Origin of the sequence: Streptomyces synnematoformans (assembly GCF_039531005.1) — a bacterium.
In the GTDB taxonomy this organism is placed as follows: domain Bacteria; phylum Actinomycetota; class Actinomycetes; order Streptomycetales; family Streptomycetaceae; genus Streptomyces; species Streptomyces synnematoformans.
Window position 1 is genome coordinate 12,383 of record NZ_BAAAPF010000011.1, and the last position, 24,373, is coordinate 36,755.

The window sequence follows — 24,373 nt, forward strand, 5'->3', positions numbered from 1 at the left end:
GAGCCGGGGTCCCGGCTCGTCACTCTCCCTCCACGGCCTTGTCGATGAGGGCGAGCAGTTCGTCGTCCACGAGCGGCACGTGCTCCGGTGCTCCGCCGCCGCCCCCGGCATCCGGGCCGGTCGCGGCGGTTACGGTGGGCCCGGTGGTTCCGGTGGTTCCGGTGGTCCCGTTCGATGCGGTGTGCTCGGGGCCGGGTGGGAACAGCTCCGTGTGCAGACGGTCCGCCAGCTCGGAGGGGGTGGGGTGCCGGAACACCACCGTGCTCGGCAGCCGCACGCCCGCCGCGGTGGTGAGCCGGTTGCGCAGCTCCACCGCGGTGAGGGAGTCGAAGCCCAGCTCCCGGAAGGGGCGGTCCGGCACGATCTCCTGAGCGGTGCCGTGCCGCAGGACCGTGGCCGCCTGCGACCGGACCAGCCCCAGCAGGACCCGCCGCCGCTCCTCGGGCGGCGTCCCGGCCAGCCGCCGGGCCAGGGCGCCGTCGTCGGCACCGGCCTCCCCCGCCGGCGCACCGGCCGCGGCCTGCGGCCTGACCGTGCCGACCAGGCCGCCGAACAGGGCCGCCAGCTCGCCGGCGGCGGCCTGCCGCCGCAGCCCCGGGAGGTCCAGCCGGGCGGCGACCTGCACCGGCTCGCCGCCGGCCAGCGCCGCGTCGAACAGCGCGAGCCCGTCGGCGGAGTCGAGCGGCGCCACGCCGGCACCCGCGAGCCGGTCGAGGTCCCGTTCGGCCAGGTGCCCGGTCATGCCGCCGGCCTCCCGCCAGAGGCCCCAGGCGAGGGAGACGGCGGGCAGCCCGCGGCGCCGGCGGTGCCGGGCCAGGGCGTCCAGCGTGGCGTTCGCCGCGGCGTAGTTGGCCTGGCCGGCGGTGCCCAGTAGCCCGGCGACGGAGGAGAACAGCACGAAGGCGTCCAGGTCGAGTCCCGCCGTCAGCTCGTCCAGGTGCTGCGCGGCCCGGGTCTTCGCCCGCAGCACCCGCGCCACCCGCGCGGGCGTGAGGCTCTCCACGACGGCGTCGTCGAGCGTCCCGGCCGCGTGGATCACCGCGCCCAGCGGCCGGTCGGCCGGGACGGCCGCGAGCAGACCGCGCAGTGCGCGGCGGTCGCCGACGTCACAGGCGGCCACGTGCACGTGGGCACCGAGGTCCGCGAGTTCGGCGGCGAACGCCTCCGCGCCGTCCGCGCCGAGGCCGCGCCGACCGGCCAGCAGCAGGTGCCGGATACCGTGCCGGGTCACCAGGTGGCGAGCCAGCAGGCGGCCGAGCGTCCCCGTACCGCCCGTGATGAGGACCGTCCTGTCCGGGTCGAGGCGGCGGGGCAGCGTGAGCACGGCCTTGCCGAGGTGCCCGGCGTCCTTCAGCGTCTCGAACGCGTCCGGGGCTTCCCGGATGTCCCATGCGGTGATCGGCGGCGGCGGGAGCGTACCGGCGGCGAAGAGGCCGGCGAGGCGGCGCAGGACGTCCCCGACCCGGCCGGGGTCCTCGGCCAGCAGGTCGAAGGGCCGGTAGACGACGCCGGGACGGTCCGCGGCCACCGCGTCGGCGTCGCGGACGTCGGTCTTGCCCATCTCGACGAACCGCCCGCCGCGGGGCAGCAGGTCGAGCGACGCGTCGGTGAACTCGCCGGCGAGGGTGTGGAGGACGACGTCCATACCGGCGCCGCCGGTGGCTTCCCGGAACCGTTGCCGGAAGTCCAGGTCGCGGCTGGAGGCGATGTGGTCGTCGGCGAGCCCGAGGCGGCGCAGCAGGTGCTGCTTCGCCGGGGCGGCGGTGGCGAAGACCTCGGCGCCCATATGGCGGGCGACGTGCAGCGCCGCCAGCCCGAGCCCTCCGGTGGCGGCGTGGACGAGGACCCGCTCGCCGCGGGCGAGGCCGGCCCCGTCGACCAGTCCCATCCAGGCGGTGAGGTACGCGACGGGCACGGCCGCCCCCTGCGCGAACGTCCAGCCTTCGGGCATCCGTACCAGGGTGCGCGCGTCGGCTACGGCCACGGGGCCCATGGCACCGGGTATCAGGCCCAGCACGCGGTCGCCGACGGCCGGTTCGGTGACGCCGGGCCCGACGCCGGTCACCGTGCCTGCCCCTTCGACGCCCATGTCCGCCCGCCCGGGATACATGTCGAGCCCGATCAGCACGTCGCGGAAGTTGAGCCCCGCGGCGCCCATGGCGACGCGGACGTGGCCCGCGGGCAGGGCCCCGGCCGCCGCCGGGGCGGGGAGCGCCGCCAGGCTGTCGAGCGTGCCCCGGGCGGTGGCGTCGATCCGCCACGTTGCGTCCGCCGGCGCGGTCGGGAGCCGGCGGGCGGCGTTCTCCAGCCGCGGGACGCGGACCTGTCCGGCCACCACGCTGATCTCGGGCTCGTCCAGCGACGCGAGGGCGGCGACCGTGGCCCGGTACCCCGGGTCGTCGGTGACGTGCGCGAGCGCGAAGCGGCCGGGGTGCTCGGTACGGGCCGTGCGTACCAGCCCCGCGACGGCGGCCTGGGCCGGGCCCTCGCCGGTAACGGCGACGGCGAGCCGGGAGGCGGCGAACCGCTCGTCGGCCAGCCACTCCTGGACGAGTCCCAGCACCCGGGTGGCGGCGTCTTCGGCGGTGCCCGTGTCGGGTACGGGGGCGATCACGGTGGGCGGCACGGGGTCGGTGAGAGCGGAGAGGTCGGTGGCATGCCCGTCCAGGACGTACGCGGGCGTACCGCTCCCCGCCGCACCGGCCGGGTCGGCAGGCGACGCGGGCGAGCCGCCAGCCGCCGCAGGCAAGTTGCCAGCCGCCGTGGGCGAGTCGGGAAGCGCGGCGGGCCGCCAGCGGATCCGGTAGAGCCGCCCGGAGCCGTCCGCCCTGGCGGCGTCGTCCGCGGCGGTGCTCTCCCTGAGCGTCAGGGACTCGACGGTGGCCAGCGGGCGGCCGGCGGCGTCGGCCACGTGCAGGGCGAAAGCCCCCTCCCCGTCCGGGACGATACGGACGCGCGCCGCCGTGGCGCCGGTGGCGAACAACTCCACTCCGCTCCACGCGAACGGCAGGGCCGGGCGGCCGGCCCGCTCGTCGACCCGGCCGGGCAGGGCAGCGTGCAGGCAGGCATCGAGGAGCGCGGGGTGTATGCCGTAGCCCGCGGCCGCGAGCGGGTCTCCGGCCGGGAGCGCGACTTCGGCGAACACCTCGCCGCCCCGCCGCCAGGCCGCTCCCAGGCCGCGGAAGGCGGGACCGTAGTCGTAGCCGAGCGCCGCCAGCTCCGCGTACAGCGTGTCGGCGGTCAGCAACTCGGCGTCGGCGGGCGGCCAGTCGGTGCGTACGGAGCCGCCGGGCACTCCCCGCGCGGGCGCGAGGACCCCGGCGGCGAGGCCGGCCCACGGCTCCCCGGGCGCGGCGCCGGCCGGGCGGGCGTGGACCACGACGGGGCGGCGGGGCACCGCGGCAGTGCCGTCCTCCGGAGGGCGTACCGCTATCTGGACCTGGACCGCGTCCCGCTCGGGCAGGTGGAGCGGGGCGTGCAGGATCAGTTCCTCCAGCCGCCCGCAGCCGACCTCCTCGCCCGCGCGGAGGACCAGCTCGACGAGGGCGGCGCCGGGCAGCAGCACGCTGCCGGAGACGACGTGGTCGGCGAGCCACGGCGCGGTGCGGCGGGACAGCGAGGCCGTCAGCAGGGCGGCGTCGGAGTCGGCGAGTCGGGTGACGGACCGCGCCAGGGGGTGGTCGCCGGTGTGGGCGGCGGGCGCGGGGGCGGCCATCCAGTAGCGGCGGCGCTCGAAGGCGTACGTCGGCAGGTCCACCGCGCGGGCGCCGTGGAAGGCGGGGGCCCAGTCGACGGCGGCACCGTGCACGTGGGCCTCGGCGAGCGAGGTGAGGAAGCGTTCGGCCCCGCCGTCGCCGCGGCGCAGGGAGCCCACGGCGACCGCGTCCGCCTCGGCGGTCTCCTGGACGCCCATGGTGAGCACGGGGTGTGCGCTGGTCTCGATGAACATGCGGTGGCCCTGGCCGAGCAGCTTCCGTACGGCGTCGGAGAACCGTACCGGGCGGCGCAGGTTGCGCACCCAGTAACCGGCGTCCAGCTCCCGGCCGTCCAGCATCTCCCCCGTGACCGTCGAGCAGAACGGCACGCGGCACGACCGGGTACGGACCTCGCCCAGCACCTCGGCCAGCTCCGCCGCGATGGCGTCGACCTGCGCGGAGTGGGACGCGTAATCGACGTTGGCACGGCGCACCCGGACCTGCTCGGCCGCCAGCGCCGCCGTCAGCTCCGCCAGCGCCGCCAGCGGCCCGCTGACGACCGTGGTGGCCGGGCCGTTCACCGCCGCCACGCACAGCCCGCCGCCCAGGGCGTCGAGCCGCTCCCGTACCGCATCCGGCGGCAGCGCCACCGACACCATCCCACCGCCGCCGGCCAGCCGCCGCGCGATGACGCGGCTGCGCAGCGCCGCGACCCGGGCGCCGTCCTCCAGGCTCAACGCCCCCGCCACCACGGCTGCCGCGATCTCCCCCTGCGAATGACCCACCACCGCCGACGGCGCCACCCCGAACGACTCCCACAACCGCGCCAGCGACACCATCACCGCCCACAACGCCGGCTGAACCACATCCGCACGCCCCAGATCACCCTCCAGGTCCGCCCGCAACGACCGTCCCGTCCACGGAGCCAGCACCGCCGCGCACTCGTCCAACGCCTCCGCGAACGCCGCCGACTGCCCGGACAACTCCAGCGCCATCCCCCGCCACTGCGACCCCTGCCCCGGAAACACGAACACCGGCCCCGCACCGACACCCGTGGCCCGGCCCGTGACGAGGTGGGCGGCGGGCTCCCCCGCGGCCAGCGCGGCCAGGCCCTTCGTCAGGTCGTCGGCGTTCCCGCCGATCGCCACGGCCCGGTGCTCCAGCGCCGCCCTGGTCGCGGCCAGCGACCAGCCGATGTCCGCCGCGGCATGCCCGGGGTGCGCCCGGGCGAAGTCACGCAGTCGCCCCGCCTGGGCGGCCAGCCCGCGGGGTGTGTGTCCGGATACGGGCCACACCACGACCGGAGCCGCGGGCTCCGGACGCGCATCGACAGGCTCGGCGGGCTCGGCGGCCTCCTCGACGATCACGTGCGCGTTGGTGCCGCTGATGCCGAACGAGGAGACCCCGGCCCGGCGCGGTCGGCCGCGGCCGGGCCAGGCACGCGTCTCGGCCAGCAGGGCGACCGCGCCGGACGCCCAGTCGACGTGCGGGGACGGCGGGTCGGCGTGGAGCGTCGGCGGCAGTACCCCGTTCCGCATCGCCAGCACCATCTTGATCACGCCACCCACGCCCGCGGCGGCCTGGGCGTGGCCGATGTTGGACTTCAGCGAGCCCAGGTACAGCGGATCGCCGGGGTCACGGTCCTGCCCGTACGTCGCCAGCAGGGCGTGCGCCTCGATCGGGTCGCCCAGGCGGGTGCCCGTGCCGTGCGCCTCGACGGCGTCGACGTCCCCGGCCGTCAGCCCGGCCGCGGCCAGGGCCCGGCGGATGACCTGCTCCTGGGCGGGGCCGTGGGGGGCGGTCAGCCCGTTGGACGCGCCGTCCTGGTTGACCGCGGAGCCGCGCAGCAGGGCGAGGACGCGATGCCCGTTGCGGCGCGCGTACGACAGCCGCTCCAGTACGAGCACCCCCGCGCCCTCCGCCCAGCTCGTGCCGTCGGCGGCGGCCCCGAACGCCTTGCAGCGGCCGTCGGCCGACAGGCCGCCCTGGCGGCCGAACTCCAGGAACATGCCCGGGTTCGCCATGACGGCCACCCCGCCGGCGAGGGCGAGGGAGCAGTCGCCCTGCCGCAGTGACTGCGCCGCGAGATGGAGGGAGACCAACGACGAGGAGCAGGCGGTGTCGACGGTGAGCGCCGGCCCGTGGAGGCCCAGCGTGTACGCCACGCGCCCCGACAGCACGCTCGGGGTACCGCCCGTGAGGATCTGCCCCTCGAAGCCCTCCGGCGCCTGGTCGAGCCGGGCACCGTACTCCTGGGCCATGGCGCCGACGAAAACGCCGGTGGTCGTGCCCCGCAGCGTCGCCGGGACGATCCCGGACCGCTCGACCGCCTCCCAGCAGACCTCCAGCAGCACGCGCTGCTGCGGGTCCATGGTCAGCGCCTCGCGCGGTGAGATCCCGAAGAACCCGGCGTCGAACTCGGTGGCGCCGGCCAGGAAGCCGCCCCGCCAGGTGCGGCCGGCGCCGCCGGTGTCCCAGCCCCGGTCGTGCGGGAAGCCGGTGATCGCGTCGGTGCCGTCCGCCACGAGCCGCCACAGGTCCTCGGGGGACCGGACACCGCCCGGGTACCGGCACGCCATCCCGACGACCGCGATCGGCTCGTCCCCGGCCTCGTCCCCGGCCTCGTCGCCGGGGCGGCGGTCCGACCGCTCCCGTGCGCCGGCCGCCGCGGACGGGTCCGTCGGCCGGGCGCCCAGCCGCTCGGCGAGCGCGGCCGGGGTGGGGAAGGAGAAGAGGACGTCGGACGGCAGGCGCTGCCCGGTGGCGGTGGCGAGGCGGTCGCGCAGTTCGACGGACATGTGCGAGTCGAAGCCCGCGTCCTTGAACGTCGTCCGCTCGGCGACACGTTCGGGGTCGGCGTATCCGAGCACCGCCGCCGCGTGGCTGCGTACGACGTCGAGCAGCGACCGACCCTGCCGGTCGCCGGCGGCCGGTGCCCCGGCCGGCACCGACACCGGCGCCGCGTCCCCGGTCTCGGGGCCGGCCGGTGGGGCGGCGGCGCTCGCCTCGTCGCTCGCCTCGTCGGCACCGGGCGGCAGCCAGTGGCCGGTGCGCTGGAACGGGTACGTGGGCAGCGGGACGCGCCGGGCGCCGAGGCCCTCGAACGCGGCCTCCCAGGCGACGGCCGCGCCCCGCGTCCACGCCTGCGCGACGCCGGTGAGGAACCCCTGCCGGCCGCCGTCGCCGCGCCGGAGGCTGCCGACGGCGCCGGCTTCGACGCCGAGTGCGTCGGCGGTCGCGGAGACGGCGGCGCTCAGCACGGGGTGGGGGCCGGTCTCGATGAACAGGCGGTGTCCCCGGCCGAGCAGATGTCGTACGACGTCGGAGAACCGCACCGTACGGCGCAGGTTGCGCACCCAGTAACCGGCGTCCAGCTCCCGGCCGTCCAGCATCTCCCCGGTCACCGTCGAGCAGAACGGCACGCGGCACGACCGGGTACAGACCTCGCCCAGGACGTCGAGGAGTTCCGGCACGACGGCGTCGACCTGCGCGGAGTGGGACGCGTAGTCGATGTCGACGCGGCGCGTACGGATCCGCCGGACCGCCAGCACCGCTGTCAGCTTCTCCAGGGCCGCCGGCGGCCCGCTGACGACCGTGGCCGCCGGGCCGTTGACCGCCCCGACGCAGAGCCCACCGCCGACGGCAGCCAGCAGGTCGCGGACCTCGTCCGCCGGGAGCGCCACCGACACCAGCCCGCCCTGCCCGGCCAGCCCGCGCGCGATGACCTGACTGCGCAGCGCCGCGACCCGGGCACCCTCCTCCAGGCTCAACGCCCCCGCCACCACGGCCGCGGCGATCTCGCCCTGCGAATGACCCACGACGGCCGACGGCACCACGCCGAACGACTCCCAGAGCCGGGCCAGCGACACCATCACCGCCCACAACGCCGGCTGGACCACGTCCCCGCGGCTCAGCTCCCCGCGCACGTCCGCCAGCAGGGAACGGCCCGTGTACGGGGCCAACGCGGCGGCGCACTCGTCCAGCGCCCCCGCGAACACCTCCGACTCCTCGTACAACTCCAGCGCCATGCCCCGCCACTGGGACCCCTGGCCCGGGAAGACGAACACCGGCCCCGCGCCGGGGAGGACGACGCCCTGCACGACCCCGGGGGCGGGCTCTCCCCTCGACAGGCGCGCGGCTCCGTCGCGCAAGCGGTCCTCGCCGGGCGCGAGGACGACGGCGCGGTGGTCGAACCGCGCGCGGGTGGTGGCCAGCGACAGGCCGACGTCCTGCGGGGTACGCCCGGGGTGTGCGCGCAGGTCGCGCAGGAGCCGGGCCGACTGCTCGCGCAGGGCGGCGGGCCCGCGCGCGGAGAACGGCCAGGGCAGCGACGGCGCATCCGCGCCCGCCACACGCGAGCCCTCCGCCCGCGAGCCGCCGGCGCCACCGAACGCGCCGCCGGGCGCCGGGATCTCCGGTTCCGCCACCACGACATGGCAGTTGGTGCCGCCGAGGCCGAACGAGGACACGCCCGCCACCAGCGGCCGCTCCGGGCGCGGCCAGCCCGCGCGGGTGGCCTGCACCCGCAGGTTGAGCCGGTCCAGCGGAATCCCCGGATGCGGTGTGACGTAGTGGAGACTGGGCGCGAGTTCCCGACCGCGCACGCTGAGGACCACCTTGAGCAGGCCGACGATGCCCGCCGCGCCCTCCAGGTGCCCGATGTTGGTCTTGACCGAGCCGACGCGGACCGGGTCGCCCGCGGGACGCGCGGCGCCGACCACCGCGCCGAGGGCCGCCGCCTCGACGGGGTCCCCGGCGGGGGTGCCGGTGCCGTGCAGTTCGACGAACTGGACGGCACCGGGGTCCGTGCCGGCCCGCCGGTACGCCAGCCGAAGCACCTCCTCCTGCGTACGGCGGCGCGGTGCCCCGAGGGAGTCGCCGCCCCCGTCGTTGTTCACGGCGCTGCCGCGGATCACGCACGACACGAAGTCACCGTCGGCGAGGGCGCGTGGCAGCGGCTTGAGGACGAGCACCGCACCGCCCTCGCCGCGGACGTAGCCGTCGGCGGCGGCGTCGAAGGTGCGGCAGCGTCCGGAGGCGGACAGCGCGCCCATCCGGTCGGAGGTGGCGGTGGACCCGGGGGCGAGGACCAGGTTCACTCCCCCGACGAGGGCCAGGGTGGATTCCCCGCGGCGAAGGCTCTCGCAGGCGAGGTGGACGGCGACGAGGGAGGAGGACTGCCCGGTGTCCACCGTGAGGCTCGGACCGGTGCATCCGAGGGCGTACGACACCCGGTTGGCCAGCATCGCCCGCCGGGTGCCGGCGAAGGTGTGGTGCGTGCGGGCCGGGCCGCCGCGCCGGTGGGCCAGTTCCGCGTAGTCGTCCCAGATGGCGGAGGCGTAGACGGCGGTGGCGGTCCGGGAGAGGTCGTACGGGACGATGCCCGCGTTCTCCAGCGCTTCCCACGCCAGCTCCAGCATCAGGCGCTGCTGCGGGTCCATGACCGCGGCCTCGCGCGGGGAGATGCCGAAGAACTCCGGGTCGAAGGCGTCAACGCGCTCCAGAAAGGCGCCGTACCCCGGTCCGCCGGCGTGCCGCCTGCGGCTCTCGGGGACCTCTCCGACGGCGTCGACCCCGTCGCGCAGCAGCCGCCAGAACTCCGCCGGGCTCGACGCGCCCGGCAACCGGCAGGCGAGGCCGACGACGGCGATCGGATCCGTTCCGGTCATACGCGGCGCTCCCCCTGCCATGTCACCGGTGCGGTGGCTCGGCCGCCGCACCGCTCGCGGTCTTGTCATTGCAGAGACAACAGATTCTGTGCCCCTGTACCAGCCGCCCACCCCGGTGCACACCCCCGGCCAGACCCCAGCCATCCCGGGGCCGGGCGGGGCCGGGCGGCGGCGCGGCCCGGGCGTTGCCGCTACGAGGAGAGCCGGTCGGAGGGCGTTGCGGCGTCCCAGCGGGAAAGGAGGTGAGCGGCGAGTGCGGCCGGGCTGGGGTGCTCGAACACGGCCGTGGCGGTCAGCCGCAGTCCGGTTGCGGTGACCAGGCGGTTGCGCAGCTCGATCGCGGCCAGCGAGTCGAACCCGGCGTCGCGGAAGGGCCGTTCGGCATCGTGGAAGGCCCTGTCGGCTCCGGTGTCGTCACTCCGGCCGTGGCCCAGGGCCACGGCCGCGTGCGTACGCACCAGGTCGAGGAGCAGGCGCCGGCGTTCGTCCGCGGAAGCGCCGGCCAGGGCGAGCGACAGGTTCTCCGCGTCGGACGGGTCGGACGGGTCTGCCGCGTCCCGTGCGGGTAGGGTGCGCCGGGCCGGAGTACGGACCAGGGAGCGCAGCAGCGGCGGGACGCCGCCCTCGGCCGCTCCGCGGGCCCGGAGGGCGGCCGGGTCGAGCCGGACGGGCACCAGGGTGGCCGCGTCAGCCGCGTCTGCCCTGTCTGGCCCGTTCGCCCCGAAGGAGCCGCCCGTCCTGTCGGTCCGGCCGGGCCGCTGCGAACCGCCGGTCCGCTCGGTCCCGTTCCGGGCCAGCGCCGCGTCGAACAGCGCCAGGGCCTCCTCGGTGCCGAGTCCGCGCATGCCCCACCGGCCCATCCGGGCCCGGTCGGCCGGGCTCAGCCCGCCGGTCATGCCGCCGGTCTCCGCCCACGGGCCCCAGGCCAGCGACACGGCGGGCAGGCCGCGTGCGCGGCGGCGGGCGGCGAGTGCGTCGAGGAAGGCGTTGGCCGCCGCGTAGTTGCCCTGGCCGGGGGTGCCGAGCACGCCCGCGACGGAGGAGAACAGCACGAACGCCGACAGGTCCGTCCCGGCGGTCAGTTCGTCCAGCGCGAGCGCCGCGTCGGCCTTGGGCGCCAGGACGCGGTCCACCTGCTCGTCCGTGAGGGAGGTGACGACGGCGTCGTCCACCGCACCGGCGGCGTGCACCACGGCCCGTAGCGGGAACTCCGCCGGGATGTCCGCGAGGAGACGCGCCAGCGCGGCACGGTCGGCCACGTCGCAGGCGGCCACGTGCACCGTGGCACCCAGCCCGGTCAGCTCCGCCGCCCACGCCTCGACACCCTCGGCGGCCGGGCCGCGCCGGCCGGCCACCAGCAGACGCCGCACACCGTGGCGGGTCACCAGATGGCGGGCCAGCAGCCGGCCCAGGTGCCCCGTCCCGCCGGTGAGGAGCACGGTGCCGTCGTCGGCCAGCGGCGAGGGCCCGGGCGTCTCCCCGGGGTCGGCCCGGACCAGGCGGGGGCGGAGGACGAGGCCGTCGCGCAGGCGGATGTGGTCCTCGTCGACGGCGGCCGCGATGCCCGCGACGTCGGCGGGCCGTGTGGGGTCCCGGTCGGTGGTCACCAGCACGAAGCGGCCGGGGTGTTCCGCCTGCGCAGAGCGGATCAGGCCCTCGGCCGCGGCGTGCGGCGGCAGGCCGGTGCGGGTGACGATCGCCATGCGCTCCTCGGCGGGCCGCTGCGCGCCGAGCCAGCCGCGTACGAAGGTGAGGGCCTGGTGGACGGCTCCGCGCGCGTCGGTGTCCTCGTCGAGCCGGGCGACGACGAGATCGGGGTCGGGGACGGGGGTGCGCTCGGCGGTGACGGGCTCCCACGCGACGCGGTACAGGGAGTTCCGCGCGGCCGGTACGTGGCCGGGGCCTTCGACGGGGGCGCTCCTGAACGTCAGGGAGGCGAGGGTGGCCACGGGCCGGCCGGAACCGTCCGCGAGGGTCACGGAGACCGCGTCGTCGGCGACCGGGGTGAGCGCGACACGCAGCGTGGTGGCGCCGGTGGCGAGGAGTTCGGCCCCCTCGAAGGAGAAGGGCAGGGCCGGTGTTCCGTCGGTGGGCACCATGCCGGTGAGGACCACCGGGTGGAGCGCGGCGTCCAGCAGCGCCGGGTGGAGTCCGAAGCCCCGTACGTCCACGTCCGCGGCCAGGGCGGCTTCGGCGAACACCTCGTCGCCGCGCCGCCAGACCGCGCGCAGCGCCTGGAAGTCGGGGCCGTAGCGCAGGCCGGCGGCGGCGAGCCGGGGATAGCAGTCGGTGAGGTCGACCGGGTCGGCGCCCGGCGGGGGCCACGCGGTGAGGTCGGCGGGCGGGTCTGCCGCGGTCCGCGCGAGCACGCCCGTGGCGTGCCGGGTCCACACCGCCTCGGAATCCATGTCCGGCCGGGCGTACACGCCGAACGGGCACCGGCCGGCCGCGTCCGCACCGTCCACGACGAGCTGGAGCTGGACGCCGCCGTGTTCCGGTACGACCAGCGCGGTGTGCAGGGTGAGTTCGTCCAGCCGGCCGCGGCCGGCCTCGTCACCGGCGCGCAGGGCCAGGTCGGCGAACGCCGTGCCCGGCACCAGCGTGCGCTCCCCCACGCGGTGGGCGGCCAGCCAGGGCTGCGCCGACCGCGCCAGCCGTCCGGTGAGGACCACGCCCCGGCCGTCGGCCATGTCCACCGCTCCGCCGAGCATCGGGTGGCCGGCGGCCCGTACCCCGAGATCGGCCGCCGCCGCGCCTTCCGGCGCGGGCCGGAGCCAGTACCGCCGCCGCTGGAAGGCGTACGTGGGCAGTTCGACGCGGCGCCCGCCGGAGCACAGGGCCTGCCAGTCGACGTCCATGCCGGCGCACCAGGCGCGGGCCAGTCCTTCGACGGCGGCCGACGGCTCGGGGCGGTCCGCGCGGCCCAGGGGGCAGAACACCATGTCGTCGGGGTCCGCGAGGGCTTCGGCGGCCATCCCGCTGAGTGTGGCGTCGGGCCCGATCTCCAGCACGTGCCGGATGCCCTCGGCCGCCATGGTGCGTACGGCGTCGTGGAAGCGCACGCCCTCGCGGGCGTGCCGCACCCAGTAGTCCGCGGACGCCAGGTCTCCCGCCCCGGCGCGCCGGCCGGTCACCGTGGAGACGGCCGGGATCCGCGGTGCGTGGAACCGCAGGCCCTCCGCCACCGCGCGGAAGTCCGTCAGCACGGGCTCCATCAGCGGCGAGTGGAAGGCGTGGCTCACCCGCAGTCGGCGGGTCTTCACCCCGCGGTCCGTGAACCGCCGGGCGAGGGCCGTCACCACCGGTTCCGCCCCGGAGACGACCACCGCGCGCGGGCCGTTGACGGCGGCGATGCCCGCGTCGCCCTCGTGCCCGGCCAGCGCGGATACGACCTCGTCCGCCGGCGCGGCGACGGCGACCATGGCGCCGCCCGCGGGCAGGGCCTGCATCAGCCGGCCGCGGGCCACCGCCAGCGTGCCGGCGTCCGCCAGGGAGAGGACGCCGGTGACGTGCGCGAGGGCGATCTCGCCGACCGAGTGGCCCGCCACGAGCGCCGGCCGGACGCCCCACGACTCCACCAGCCGGAACAGCGCCACCTCGTGGGCGAGGAGGGCGGGTTGCGCCCACTCGGTACGGCGCAGGGTCTCCTCGTCCGCGCTGGAGACGACGTCGTTCAGCGGGCGGGGCAGCAGCTTGTCGAGGATCTCGCGGGCCTCGTCCCAGGCCGCCGCGAACACCGGGAACGCCTCGTACAGCTCCCGGCCCATGCCCGGCCGCTGCGCGCCCTGGCCGGCGAAGAGCAGGCCCACGCCGGCGGCGTCGCCGCGCGCCACGCCGCGGGCCACGCCGGGCTGTTCCGTGCCGGCGGCCACGGCGTCGAGGCGGCGGGTCAGCTCCGCCGGCGTACCGCCGACCACGACCGCGCGGTGCTCCAGGGGCGTACGGGTCCGGGCCAGCGACCAGCCGACGTCCAGAGGGCGGGGGTACGGGTCGGCGCCGGCCGCGTACTCCCGTAGCCGCACCGCCTGCTGCCGCAGCGCGGTCTCGCCGCGTGCGGAGAGGATCCACGGGACGACGGTGGCCGGGGCGGCGGAGTCGACGGTGTCGGCGGCGGCTCCCCCGGCTTCCCCGGCTTCCTCAAGGATCACGTGTGCGTTCGTACCGGTGATGCCGAACGACGACACCCCCGCCCGCCGGGGCCCACCGCCCTTCGGCCACGGCCTGGCGTCGGTCAGCAGCTCCAGCACCCCGGCCGCCCAGTCGACATGGGCCGACGGCGCATCGACGTGCAGCGTCGCGGGCAGCATCCCGTGGCGCATCGCCATGACCATCTTCATGACCCCGGCCATGCCGGCCGCCCCCTGGGTGTGCCCGATGTTCGACTTCACGCTCCCCAGCAGCAGCGGCCGTTCGGCCGGGCGCCCTGGGCCGTAGACGGCGCCCAGCGCCTGGGCCTCGATCGGGTCGCCGAGCCGGGTGCCGGTGCCGTGGGCCTCCACCGCGTCCACGTCGGCGGCGGTGAGCCGGGCGTCGGCGAGGGCGTCCCGGATGACCTGTTCCTGCGCCTCGTCGTTGGGGGCGGTCAGGCCGTTGCTCGCGCCGTCCTGCCCCACCGCCGTACCCCGCACGACGGCCAGCACGGGGTGGCCGTGGCGCCGGGCGTCGGACAGGCGCTCCAGCAGCAACAGGCCCACGCCTTCCGCGGGGCCGAAGCCGTCGGCCGCCGCGGCGAACGCCTTGCACCGGCCGTCGGCGGCCAGGGCCTGCTGGCGGCTGAGGTCGACGATCCAGTTCGGCGAGGACATGACGGTGACCCCGCCGGCGAGCGCCAGGGTGCACTCGCCGCGCCGCAGGGCCTGCACGGCGAGGTGCAGGGCGGTCAGCGAGGACGAGCAGGCGGTGTCGACGGTGAGGGCGGGGCCGCGCAGTCCGAAGGTGTACGCGATACGGCCGGACATCCCGCTCGTGGTGGTGCCGACGGCCAGGTAGCCTTCCAGATCCCGCGCCGCCGGGTCACCGTGGCGCGGCGCGTACTCCTGAGGAGTCCCCCCGACGAAGACGCCGACGGGCTCGCCCCGCAGCTCTCCGGGCGGCAGTCCGGCACGTTCGGAAACCTCCCACGCCACTTCGAGCAGCAGCCGCTGTTGCGGGTCCGTCGCCAGCGCCTCACGGGGCGAGATCCCGAACAGCTCGGCGTCGAAGTCGCCCGCCTCGCACAGGAATCCGCCCGCGCGCAGGTAACTCCGGCCGGGCGCCAGGGGGTCGGGGTCGTAGAGCGCGTCCAGGTCCCAGCCTCGGTCGCCCGGAAGGGGCGACAGGCCCTCCGCACCGTCCGCGACGAGCCGCCACAGTTCCTCGGGTGACGTCACTCCGCCGGGGAAGCGGCAGGCCATGGCGGTGACGGCGACGGGCTCGGGCCGGCTCGCCGCCGCCTCTTCAAGACGCTGCCGGGTCCGGCGGAGGTCGGCGGTCACCAGCCTGAGGTACTCGCGCAGCTGTTGTTCGTCAGCAGACATCGGAAGAGACTCCCGTCGGTGACATGGAGCGGGGGCGGGCTACTCGACGTCGATCACCTGCGCGGGGCACCTCACGGCCGCCTCGTGCACCGCGTCGAGCTGGTCCTCTGGCGGGTCCCAGCGCCTGATCACGACCACGCCGTCCTCCGCCCTCTGGTCGAAGACCTCGGGTGCCACGAACGCGCACATGCCGGAGGCCACGCACTTGGCGGTGTCGACGCTGATCCTCATCGGCCGGCCGGCCCCGTCCCCCGTCCTCCCGCCGCTGCCACGGGAAGGACGGCGTCCCAAGCCACCGGGACCTCGGCCGGTCCGTACACGATGCTCCCGGTCTTGAACGGAACGTCCTCCAACGGCACCGCGAGGCGCAGCGACGGGACGCGGCGCAGCAGGGTCTCCAGGGTCACCGTCAGCTCCAGCCGCGCCGTCTGCTGTCCGAAGCACTGGTGCGTGCCGTAGCCGAAACCCAGGTGGTTGTTGGGCCGCCGGCCCACGTCCAGCCGGTCGGGGTCGGGGAACGCCGCGGTGTCGCGGTCGGCCGCCTGCATGGCAAGGACGACGTAGTCGCCTCCGGCGACGGGGTGGCCACCGATCTCGGTATCCCGAGTCGCCTGGCGGACGATGCCCGGGGCGCCACCGAGAAAGCGCACGATCTCCTCGACCGCGCGGGGGATCAGCGACGGCTCCGCGTGCAGCCGCGCCAGCTCCTCCGGGTGCGCGAGCAGGGTGAGAAGGCCGTGGGCCATGACGGTCGCGCTGGTGTCGAAGCCGGGGACCAGCAGGGCGGCGCAGATCCCCACCAGCTCCACGTCGGTGTACGGCCGTTCGCTTGCCTCGCTGCGCGCGATGATGCGGCTGAGGCTGTCGTCCGCGGGTGTCGCGCGGCGGGTCACGACCATCGTGAACAGGTACTCGTGGAGCGGACGCATCGCCTCCAGCACGTCCGCCCGGCTGGTGGCGCCGCTGAACATCACCGCCGCCGCGTTGTGGAAGAGCTCCCGGTCCGCGTACGGCACGCCGACGAGCCCGCCGATCGCGGCCGTGGTGACGGGGACGGCGAAGTCGCCGTAGAAATCGGCGGGCGGCCCGGCGGCGGCGAGCGCGTCGAGCCGCTCGTCGACGAGGGCCTGCACCATCGGACGCAGCTCCGCCATGCGCTGGGCGGTGGACAACTCCGGGCCGATGGTCCGGCGAAACCGCTGGTAGTCCGCGCCGTCCAGGCGCGAGAACTCCAGGTCGCCGACCGGCCGCTCGGGGTCCGCGTGCGCCATCAGGTGGATTGCCTGGCCGGCGCGGCTGCTGAAGCGCTCGGCGTCGCCGAGCACCTCGCGCACGTCGTCGTAGCGTGTGACCAGCCAGGCCGTCAGGCCCGTCGGGCACTTCACCCGTACCACCGGTGTCCGCTCCCGCAGCCCGGCCATCTCCGGCGGCGGCCCGAAGGGGCACTCCCCCGGCTTTGGCAAGGGCAGTTCCAGAAGATCCGGCCCGCCCGGTCGGTCCGTAGACTCGTTCATCGTCGGTGTCGCCTCTCTAAGAACGGCCGCGCAGCTCGCGGCGGAGGATCTTGCCGCTCGCGGTACGCGGCAGGGTGTCCACGAAGGCGTAGTCCGTGGGGCTCTTGTAGTCGGCGAGCCGGTCCTTGAGGAACGTCCTCAGCGCGTGGGCCGTCGGCCGCTCCCCCGGCCGGGCGAGGACGTACGCCCGGACCGCCTCGCCGCGTACCCGGTCGGGCACGCCCACCACGGCGACCTCGGCCACGGCCGGGTGCGTGCCCAGGGCGTTCTCGACCTCGGCCGGGTACACGTTCTCACCGGCGACGAGGATGACGTCCTTGATGCGGTCGCGGACGTAGACGTAGCCGTCCTCGTCGAGGAAGCCCGCGTCGCCGGTGTGGAGCCAGCTGTCGACGACGGTGCGTGCGGTTTCGTCGGGACGGTTCCAGTAGCCGTCCATGACGGCGGGGGTGTCGAGCAGGATCTCGCCGACCTCCCCGGCCGGCAGCGGCTCGCCGGCGCGGTCCACGACCTGCACGGCCACGCCGGGGTAGGCCCGGCCGGCCGCGGTGAGGCGGGGCCCGCCCGGCACGTGGTCGGCCGGGGGCAGGCAGAGGGCGGAGGCGCAGGTCTCGGTGAGGCCGAAGATCTGCGCGAATTCGCAGCCCATCGTCTCCAGGCACCTGCGCAGCAGGGCCTCGGGCATCGGGGAGCCGCCGTAGACGACCTTGCGCAGGCCCGCGAAGTCGGCCGGGCCGACGCCCGGTTCGTCGAGGAGGACCTGCAGCATGGAGGGCACCATCAGCGTGGTCGTGATGCCGGCGTCCCGGATCGTGCGGAGGGTCCGGCCGCCCTCGAAGCCCTGCCCGAGCACGTTGACGCCCCCGGCGCGGAAGCCCTGGAGGAACCACCACGGGCCGCCGATGTGATGGCCCGGCAGGACGTGCAGGATCCGGTCGTCCGGGCGCCAGTCGATCCAGTCCAGCCGGTGACGGGCCAGCAGGTCGTTGATCGCCCAGTAGCTGCCCTGGCTGAGCACGACACCCTTGGGTGCGCCGGTCGTGCCGCTCGTGTACATCTGCGTCAGCGGCTGCCCGGGGCCGGGAGCGGTGCCGGGGTCGGGGTCGGTGGCCGGGTGGCCGGCGGTCCAGCCGGGGAAGCCGCCGTGCGGCGTGTCCTCGTCGAGGCAGATCACGGTACGCAGCGCGGCGAGAGCGGGGCGGATCCCCTCGGCGCCGGGCAGCCGCTCGGCGTCGGTGACCAGCAGGACGGCCCCGGAGTCGCGCAGCACGTGCTCGACCTCGCCGGGGGTGAGCCGCGGGTCGACCGGCACCAGTACGGCGCCGGTCTTGGCGCAGGCCAGGAGGAGGTCGTAGTAGTGCTCGGTGTCCCGGGCGAGGTATGCGACACGGGAGCCGGCGGTGACGTCCGCGGCGGCCAGCGCGTGGGCCGTACGGTTGCTGCGGTGGTGCAGGTCGCGGAAGGTGACGCCGCGGCCGGCGCACTCGACGGCCGTGGCGTCGGGGCGGACCCCGGCATGGTGGGCCGCGGTGGCGGCGATGGTGGGGAGCCGGACGGCGGTTTCCGTGGCCTGGCTCATCGCGTGACTCCGTTCGTGCCGTCTGCTTTGTCTGTGCTGCCGGCGCCGTCTGTGCCGGCGGCGGTGGTGAGCTGCCCGTCAAGGAACTCCGCGAGTTGGGAGACCGACGGGTGGTCGAAGACGCTGGCGGCGGAGAGCGGCAGCCGGAAGCACTGCTGGAGCGCGTTCTTGAGCTCGACGGCGGCCAGGGAGTCCAGGCCGACCTCGAAGAAGCGGGCGTCGCTTGGCACGTCGTCGGTACTGTCGTAGTGCAGCAGGTCGGCGATGAGCCCGCGGAGGATACGAGCGACGGTCTCCCGCCGCTCGGCCGGGGGAAGCGCCAGCAGGGCGTCCGGGTCGACGTCGCCGGCCCGGCGCCTCGGGCCGCGAGCGACCTGCTGGTACAGGGCGTTGTGCTGCGGACGGGTCGCGGCGAAGCGGTCCCAGTCGACCTCGGCGATGGTGACCTGGGCGGGCGGGCGGTCCAGCAACCGGAACAGGGCGCGGATCCCGGCCGCCGGCCGGAAGAAGGTGAACCCCTGCCGCTCGACGTTCGCCGCATGCTGCGCGTCCGCGGCGGCGGCCAGACCGACCTCGCCCCAGGCGCCCCAGTTGACGCTCGTCCCGGGCAGCCCGGCGGCATGGCGGCGGCACATCAGGGTATCGAGGAACGCGTTGCCCGCCGCGTAGTTCGCCTGGCCGCCGTTGCCCAGGATGGCGGTCACGGTCGAGTAGCCGATGAAGAACCGCAGATCGGGGAGGGAAAGAGCGGCCTGGTGCAGCAGCCAGCTGCCGTACACCTTGGTCCGGAAGATCGTGTCGATGCTCTCCCAGGTCTGCGCCGCCACCGGCGCGTCGGCCAGCGTGCCCGCCGCGTGCACGATGCCGCCGAGCGGCCACGGCCGGGCCCGCAGGTCCGCGAAGACACGGCGTACGTCGCCGTCGTCGCCGATGTCGGCGGCGTAGGCGACGACTTCGACGTCCGGGCCCAGGCGGGCCCGGAGGGCGGCGAGGTCCTCGTCCGCCGGGGTGTGCCTGCCCAGCAGGGCGAGGTGGCGGGCGCCGAGGGCGGCGAGGCGCTCGGCGACGAGGCGGCCGAGCGCGCCGAACCCGCCGGTGACGAGGTAGGTGTGGTCGGGGTCGACCTCGACGGGCCGTGCGGCGGACGGAGGTTCGGCGCCGAGCCAGTCGTCGAATCCGACGACGAGCTTGCCGACGTTGGTGCCGCGGACGATCGACCTGCACGCCTCGTCGACCTCGTCGACGGCGTAGACGGTGGTGGGGAGGGGGGACAGCTCCCCGGCGTCCATCAGCTCCATGACGGTGCCGAGCACGTCCCCGATCAGCCGCCGGCGCTGTTCGGCGGTGAAGTCGATGAAGTCGAAGGTGTGATAGGCGACGTCGGGCCGGACCCGGTGGATCTCGTCGGGAGTCCAGGTGCCGACATTGCCCAGTTCGACGAAGCGGCCGTCGCGCCCGAGCGACCGGAGGCTGGACTCGACGCGGTCGCCGCTGAGGCTGTGGAGCACGACGTCGGCTCCCCGGCCGTCCGTTGCGGCCAGCACCTCGTCGGGGTACGTGAGCGTGCGGGAGTTCATGACGTGGCGAATGCCCTGGGCCCTGAGCAGCGGCCACTTCTGCGGACTGGCGGTGGCCAGCACCTCCGCCCCGGCCCGCTGCGCGAGCCGCACCGCGGCCTGGCCGACGCCGCCGGCCGCGGAGTGGATCAGGACCCGGTCGCCGCGCCGTATCCCCGCCAGGTCGTGCAGCGCGTAGTGGGCGGTGAGGTACGCGATGGGCAGGCCGGCGGCCTCGGTGAAGCCGAGCCGCGCGGGCTTGGGGACCGCCGTGTCCGACTCGACCGTCACCTCGCGGCGCAGCACGCCGATGTGGGCCGCGACGACGGCGTCACCCACCCGGAACGCGGCGTCGGGTCCTGCGGCCGTCACCACGCCCGCGCACTCCATTCCCAGCGGCAGCTCCGCCAGCGCGTCCGCGACGTCCTCGACGGCCTCGCTGTGCAGGCCCAGCGCGTTCGCCGCATCTACGTAGTTCAGGCCCGCCGCGTGGACCCGCACGCGGATCCGGCCGCCCGTGGGAGCGGGCTCCTCCGCGAGCGGCACCGCGACGACGCCGATCTGCCCCTGCCCCGTGACCAGCTCGACGTCGGTGCGCGGGCCGCCCGGCTCGGCGGACACCCGGCGTACGTGCCGCACCCCCGAGCGGTAGGCCACCTGGAAGTCGGCGGACTCCGTGGCGCTCCACTCGTCCAGCAGCAACGGATAGCCGGAGCCGGCACCGGCGCCGTCCGCGGCCGGCCGCGGCAGGTCGACGAGGGTGACGCCGTACGACGGGTACTCGGTCCACATCACGTGTCCGAACCCCCACAGCGTGGCGGCCGCCGGCGGCGCCTGCCCGGCCCCGGCCCCTCCTTCCGGTCCTTCCGGTCCTTCCGGTCCTTCAGGCCGGTCGCCGGGAACCCACTGGCCGCCCTCGGTCACCAGCCACAGCCGTGGCGCCTGCCCGGACCCCGTCTCCTCCAGCGCGTCGCGCAGCGCCAGCAGGTCGCGGTAGTTGCGTTCACACTCGGCGGGCAGCGGTTCGCCGGGCTCCCGCGGCGGCCTCCAGAACCAGCACACGTCGGTGGGCCGCTCCCGCAGGAGCGCCACGGCCTCGGCGGAGGCGGCGGCGACCGACAGGGTCACGTCGCGCTCCTTGGCGGGGCCGGCCAGGGCGTCGAGGCCGGCGGGCGTGGCGCCGACGAGCAGCACCCGGCGCGGCTCGCGGGAGGTGGCCTGCGGCGCACGCTTGACCCACCGCACCCCGGAGTACATCCGGTCGCGGTCGGGGGCGGCGTTCGTGACCCGCCGCAGGGTGAGGCCCTCCAGTACGAAGACCGGACGGTCCCCGTCCAGGACGAGGACGTCCGCCGTGGGCAGCTCCCCTTCCTCGCCGACGGCGGGCGGGGTGGTGCGCAGGACGCTGCGCAGGGTGTGGCCGCGGGGTTTCCGCAGCAGCCGGCAGCGGCCGAACCCCACGGGCATGGCGAGGGTGTCGTCGACGGCGAGCGCGGTGAGGCTCTGGAGTGCGGCGTCGAGGACGGCGGGCGGCAGGTGCTCGACCGGAGTCGCCTGCTGGCCGCGCAGTTCGCCGACGGCGAGGTGGTCGCCGTATCGCTCGATGCTCCGTACGCCCTGGTAATGCGGGCCGTACTCCACGCCCAGCTCGGCGAAGTCCGCGTAGAGGTCGTCGGACCGCAGCCGGGAGCGGGGCTCGCCCGCCTGGCCGAGGAGGGTGTGCAGGGACCGTACCGTATCGGCGAGCCCGGCCGCGGCGCCGGTGTCCGCGAGCCCGGCGGCGTCGACGGTGGCGGTGAAATGGCGCCGTTCGAGCGGCGCGGCGCCGGTGTCCTCGCTCTCCACCAGGCTGACGATCTCCACCTCCGCCAGGTCTCCGGCGCCGGGCCGCAGCCGGGTGCGCAGCTCGACGGTGCCCTCGTCGGGGATGAGCAGGGCCTCGTGGATGGTCGCGTCGGTGACGGGGAGGCTCGTCTCGCCGTAGACCGCGTCCTGGAGCGCGAGCAGCGTCTCCACGTAGGCCGCGCCGGGGAAGACGACCCGGCCCCGCACCTTGTGGTCGGCGAGGTAGGGCCGGCGGGCGTCGAGCCGGGTGGCGAACGCACGGACCCCGGCGGCGCGCTCCTCCTCGGTGGACACCTCGCGGCCGAGGAGCGGGGGCACGCCGGCGCGGCCCTGGGCAGCGGTGGTGCCGCTCGGGGCGGGAAGCCAGTGCCGGCGACGGTCGAAGGCGTACGTGGGCAGGGTGAGCCGGCTGCGGGGGCGGTCGCCGTAGTAGCCGGCCCAGGACACGGGGGCGCCGGCGGCGTAGAGCTGGGCGAGGGACTGGCGGGCCACCGTGCCGTCGGTGTCCTCGGCGTGCAGGCTGCTCAGCCACAGGTGGTCACCGGGGGCGTCGAGGACCTGCTTGCCCATGCCGACGAGTTCGGTGGCCGGGCCGATCTCCAGGAAGGCGTGCCGGCCGCGCTCGGCGACGGCGTGTACGCCCTCGGCGAACCGCACCGGCTCCCGCAGGTGGCGGGCCCAGTAGTCGGGCGTGGACAGCTCGGCCGGGTCGGCGATCCGGCCGGTCAGGTTGGAGACGAGGGTGAACTCGGGCGGGTGGAAGGTGAGTCCCGCGGCGACCTCGCGCAGCTCCTCGGCCGCCCCGGCCATCAGCGGCGAGTGCGAGGCGCAGGACACGGCGAGCCGGCGCGTCTTGACCCCGCGCCCGGTCAGGGCCTCCTCGACGCTCGCCAGTGCTGCCTTGCCGCCGGAGAGGACGATCTGCCGGGAGCCGTTGACGGCGGCCACGGAGAGGTCGTCGTGCTCCTCCAGCAGGTCGGCGACCTCGGCCGGCGACGCCTCCGCGGCGGCCATGGCGCCGGGCGGCGAGGCGTCCATGAGGCGGGCCCGGGCGGCCATGAGGGTGACGGCGTCGTCGAGGGAGAACAGGCCGGCGGCGGTGGCCGCGACGATCTCGCCGATGCTGTGGCCGGCCAGGACGGCCGGACGTACGCCCCAGGAGAGCCAGAGCCCGGCCACGGCGTACTCCAGCGCGAACAGCGCGGGCTGCATGTACCGGATCTGGTGGATCAGCTCGGCGTCGTCCGCGTCGCCGAGCACCATGTCCCGGATCGACCGGCCGAGGTGCGGCGTGAACAACCGGTCGCAGGAGTCCAGGTGCGCGCGGAAGGCGTCGAAGCGCTCGTACAACGGCCGCCCCATCCCCACGTACTGGGTGCCGCCGCCGGAGAAGAGGAACGCCACCGAGGGGGATGCGGCCGCCCGGCTCGGCCGGGTGGAGCGGGTCAGAGCGTTGTCGAGGAACCGGGCGACGTCGTCCTGGTCGCGGACGACTCCCGCGGTGCGCAGGTCGAAGTGGGCCCGGGTGGTGGCGGCGGCGTGGCACAGGTCCGCCACGTCGGTCTCGGGGCGGTCGCGCAGCAGTCGCTGACAGCGCTGGACCTGCCCGCGCAGCGCCCCGGCGCTGCGCGCGGAGAGGGTGAGGACGTGCGCCTCGCCGGGCGGGGCGGGGTCCGCCGGCGGGGCCCCGGTCTCCGCGGGCGCTTCTTCGAGTACGACCGAGCCGATGATGCCCGTCAGGCCGAACGAACTGACCACGGCCCGCCGGGTGTCGGCGGTCCACGGGCGCCGCTCGGTGGGGACGGTGACCGGGAGGTCGTCCCAGGGGATGCGCCGGGAAGGCGTGTCGAGGTTCAGGTGCGGGTAGAGCGCACCCTCCCGTAGCTGCAGGACGGTCTTGATGACGCCGCCGATCCCCGCGGCCGACTCCATGTGCCCGATGTTCGTCTTGAGCGACGCGACCGCCAACGGGTCCTCGCGGGTGCGCGAAGCGCCGAACACGGCGCCGATGGCGCCCATTTCGATCGGGTCGCCGAGCGGCGTGCCCGTGCCGTGGGCCTCGACGTACGAGACATCGCCCGGCGCCAGCCCGGCGCCGGCGAGGGCCGCGCGGATCAGCCGCTCCTGGGCGGTGCCGTTGGGCACCATGAGGGAACTGCTCTCGCCGTCCTGACCGATGGCGGAACCGCGGACGAGGGCGTAGATCCGGTCGCCGTCGCGCTGGGCGTCGCGGAGCCGTTTGAGCACGATGACGCCGCAGCCCTCGCTGCGGCTGTAGCCGTCGGCGGCCTCGTCGAAGGTCTTGCACACGCCGTCGGGGGCCAGCATGTTCCCGTTGGCGGCCATGGCGTAGGGGCGCGGGCTGTGGATGGTGTTGACCCCGCCGCACAGCGCGAGGTCGGTCTCGCCGGCGCGCAGGCCCTGCGCGGCGAGGTGCACCGTGACCAGGGAGGCGGAACAGGCGGTGTCCACCGTCACGCAGGGCCCGCGCCAGCCGAGGAAGTAGGAGAGCCGGCCGGAGAGCGCGCTGAACGTCCCTCCGGTGGCCATGTAGGTGTTCAGCTCGTCCAGGGGGTACGCGGACATCTCCCCGACGTAGTCGACGTTGCTGACGGCCATGTAGACGCCGCCGGTGCCGTGCCGCAGCGGGGTCGGGTCGATGCCCGCGTCCTCCAGCGCCTCCCAGGCGACCTCCAGCGCGACCCGGTGCTGGGGGTCGATGTAGTCGGCCTCCTTCGGCGAGATGTGGAAGAACTTCGCGTCGAAGTGGTCGACCTTGTCGATGAACCCGCCCTGCGCGCACCGGATGACGCCCCGTTCCTCGGGGTCGTCCTGACCCGCGTCCACCGGGTCCCACCGGTCGGTGGGGAGGGGCCGCAGACCGGAGCGCCCGTCGCGGAGAAAGTCGGCGAATCCGTCGGGGGTGGTGTTGCCGCCCGGAAACCGCAGTCCGATACCGACGACGGCGATGGGCTCCCCATGGGGTGTGGACATGACTC

Annotated in this window: 6 protein-coding genes; all 6 read right to left on the reverse strand. The window is 75.7% G+C overall.

From position 1 onward, the window contains the following. Positions 1-19 precede the first annotated feature (19 nt). A complete protein-coding gene (locus tag ABD317_RS04430) occupies positions 20-9,364 on the reverse strand; it encodes a type I polyketide synthase (RefSeq protein ID WP_344288006.1) in 9,345 nt (3,114 codons plus the stop codon). A gap of 191 nt (positions 9,365-9,555) precedes the next feature. Then, the gene (locus ABD317_RS04435; RefSeq protein ID WP_344288008.1) at positions 9,556-14,880 is read right to left on the reverse strand and encodes a type I polyketide synthase; all 5,325 of its coding nucleotides are present in this window, start codon (positions 14,878-14,880) and stop codon (positions 9,556-9,558) included. A gap of 39 nt (positions 14,881-14,919) precedes the next feature. Next, entirely contained in the window at positions 14,920-15,111 is a 192-nt protein-coding gene (locus ABD317_RS04440) for a ferredoxin (RefSeq protein WP_344288010.1), read from the reverse strand. Further along, the gene (locus ABD317_RS04445) at positions 15,108-16,343 is read right to left on the reverse strand and encodes a cytochrome P450 (protein ID WP_344288012.1); all 1,236 of its coding nucleotides are present in this window, start codon (positions 16,341-16,343) and stop codon (positions 15,108-15,110) included. The genes ABD317_RS04440 and ABD317_RS04445 overlap by 4 nt, the downstream gene beginning before the upstream one ends. A 67-nt stretch (positions 16,344-16,410) precedes the next feature. Then, positions 16,411-17,973 carry a long-chain-fatty-acid--CoA ligase gene (locus ABD317_RS04450; RefSeq protein ID WP_344288014.1) on the reverse strand — a complete coding sequence of 521 codons (1,563 nt, stop codon included), beginning with the start codon at positions 17,971-17,973 and terminating at the stop codon, positions 16,411-16,413. After that, positions 17,970-24,368 carry a type I polyketide synthase gene (locus ABD317_RS04455; RefSeq protein WP_344288016.1) on the reverse strand — a complete coding sequence of 2,133 codons (6,399 nt, stop codon included), beginning with the start codon at positions 24,366-24,368 and terminating at the stop codon, positions 17,970-17,972. Before ABD317_RS04455 ends, ABD317_RS04450 begins: the two co-directional genes overlap by 4 nt. Positions 24,369-24,373: the final 5 nt, after the last annotated feature.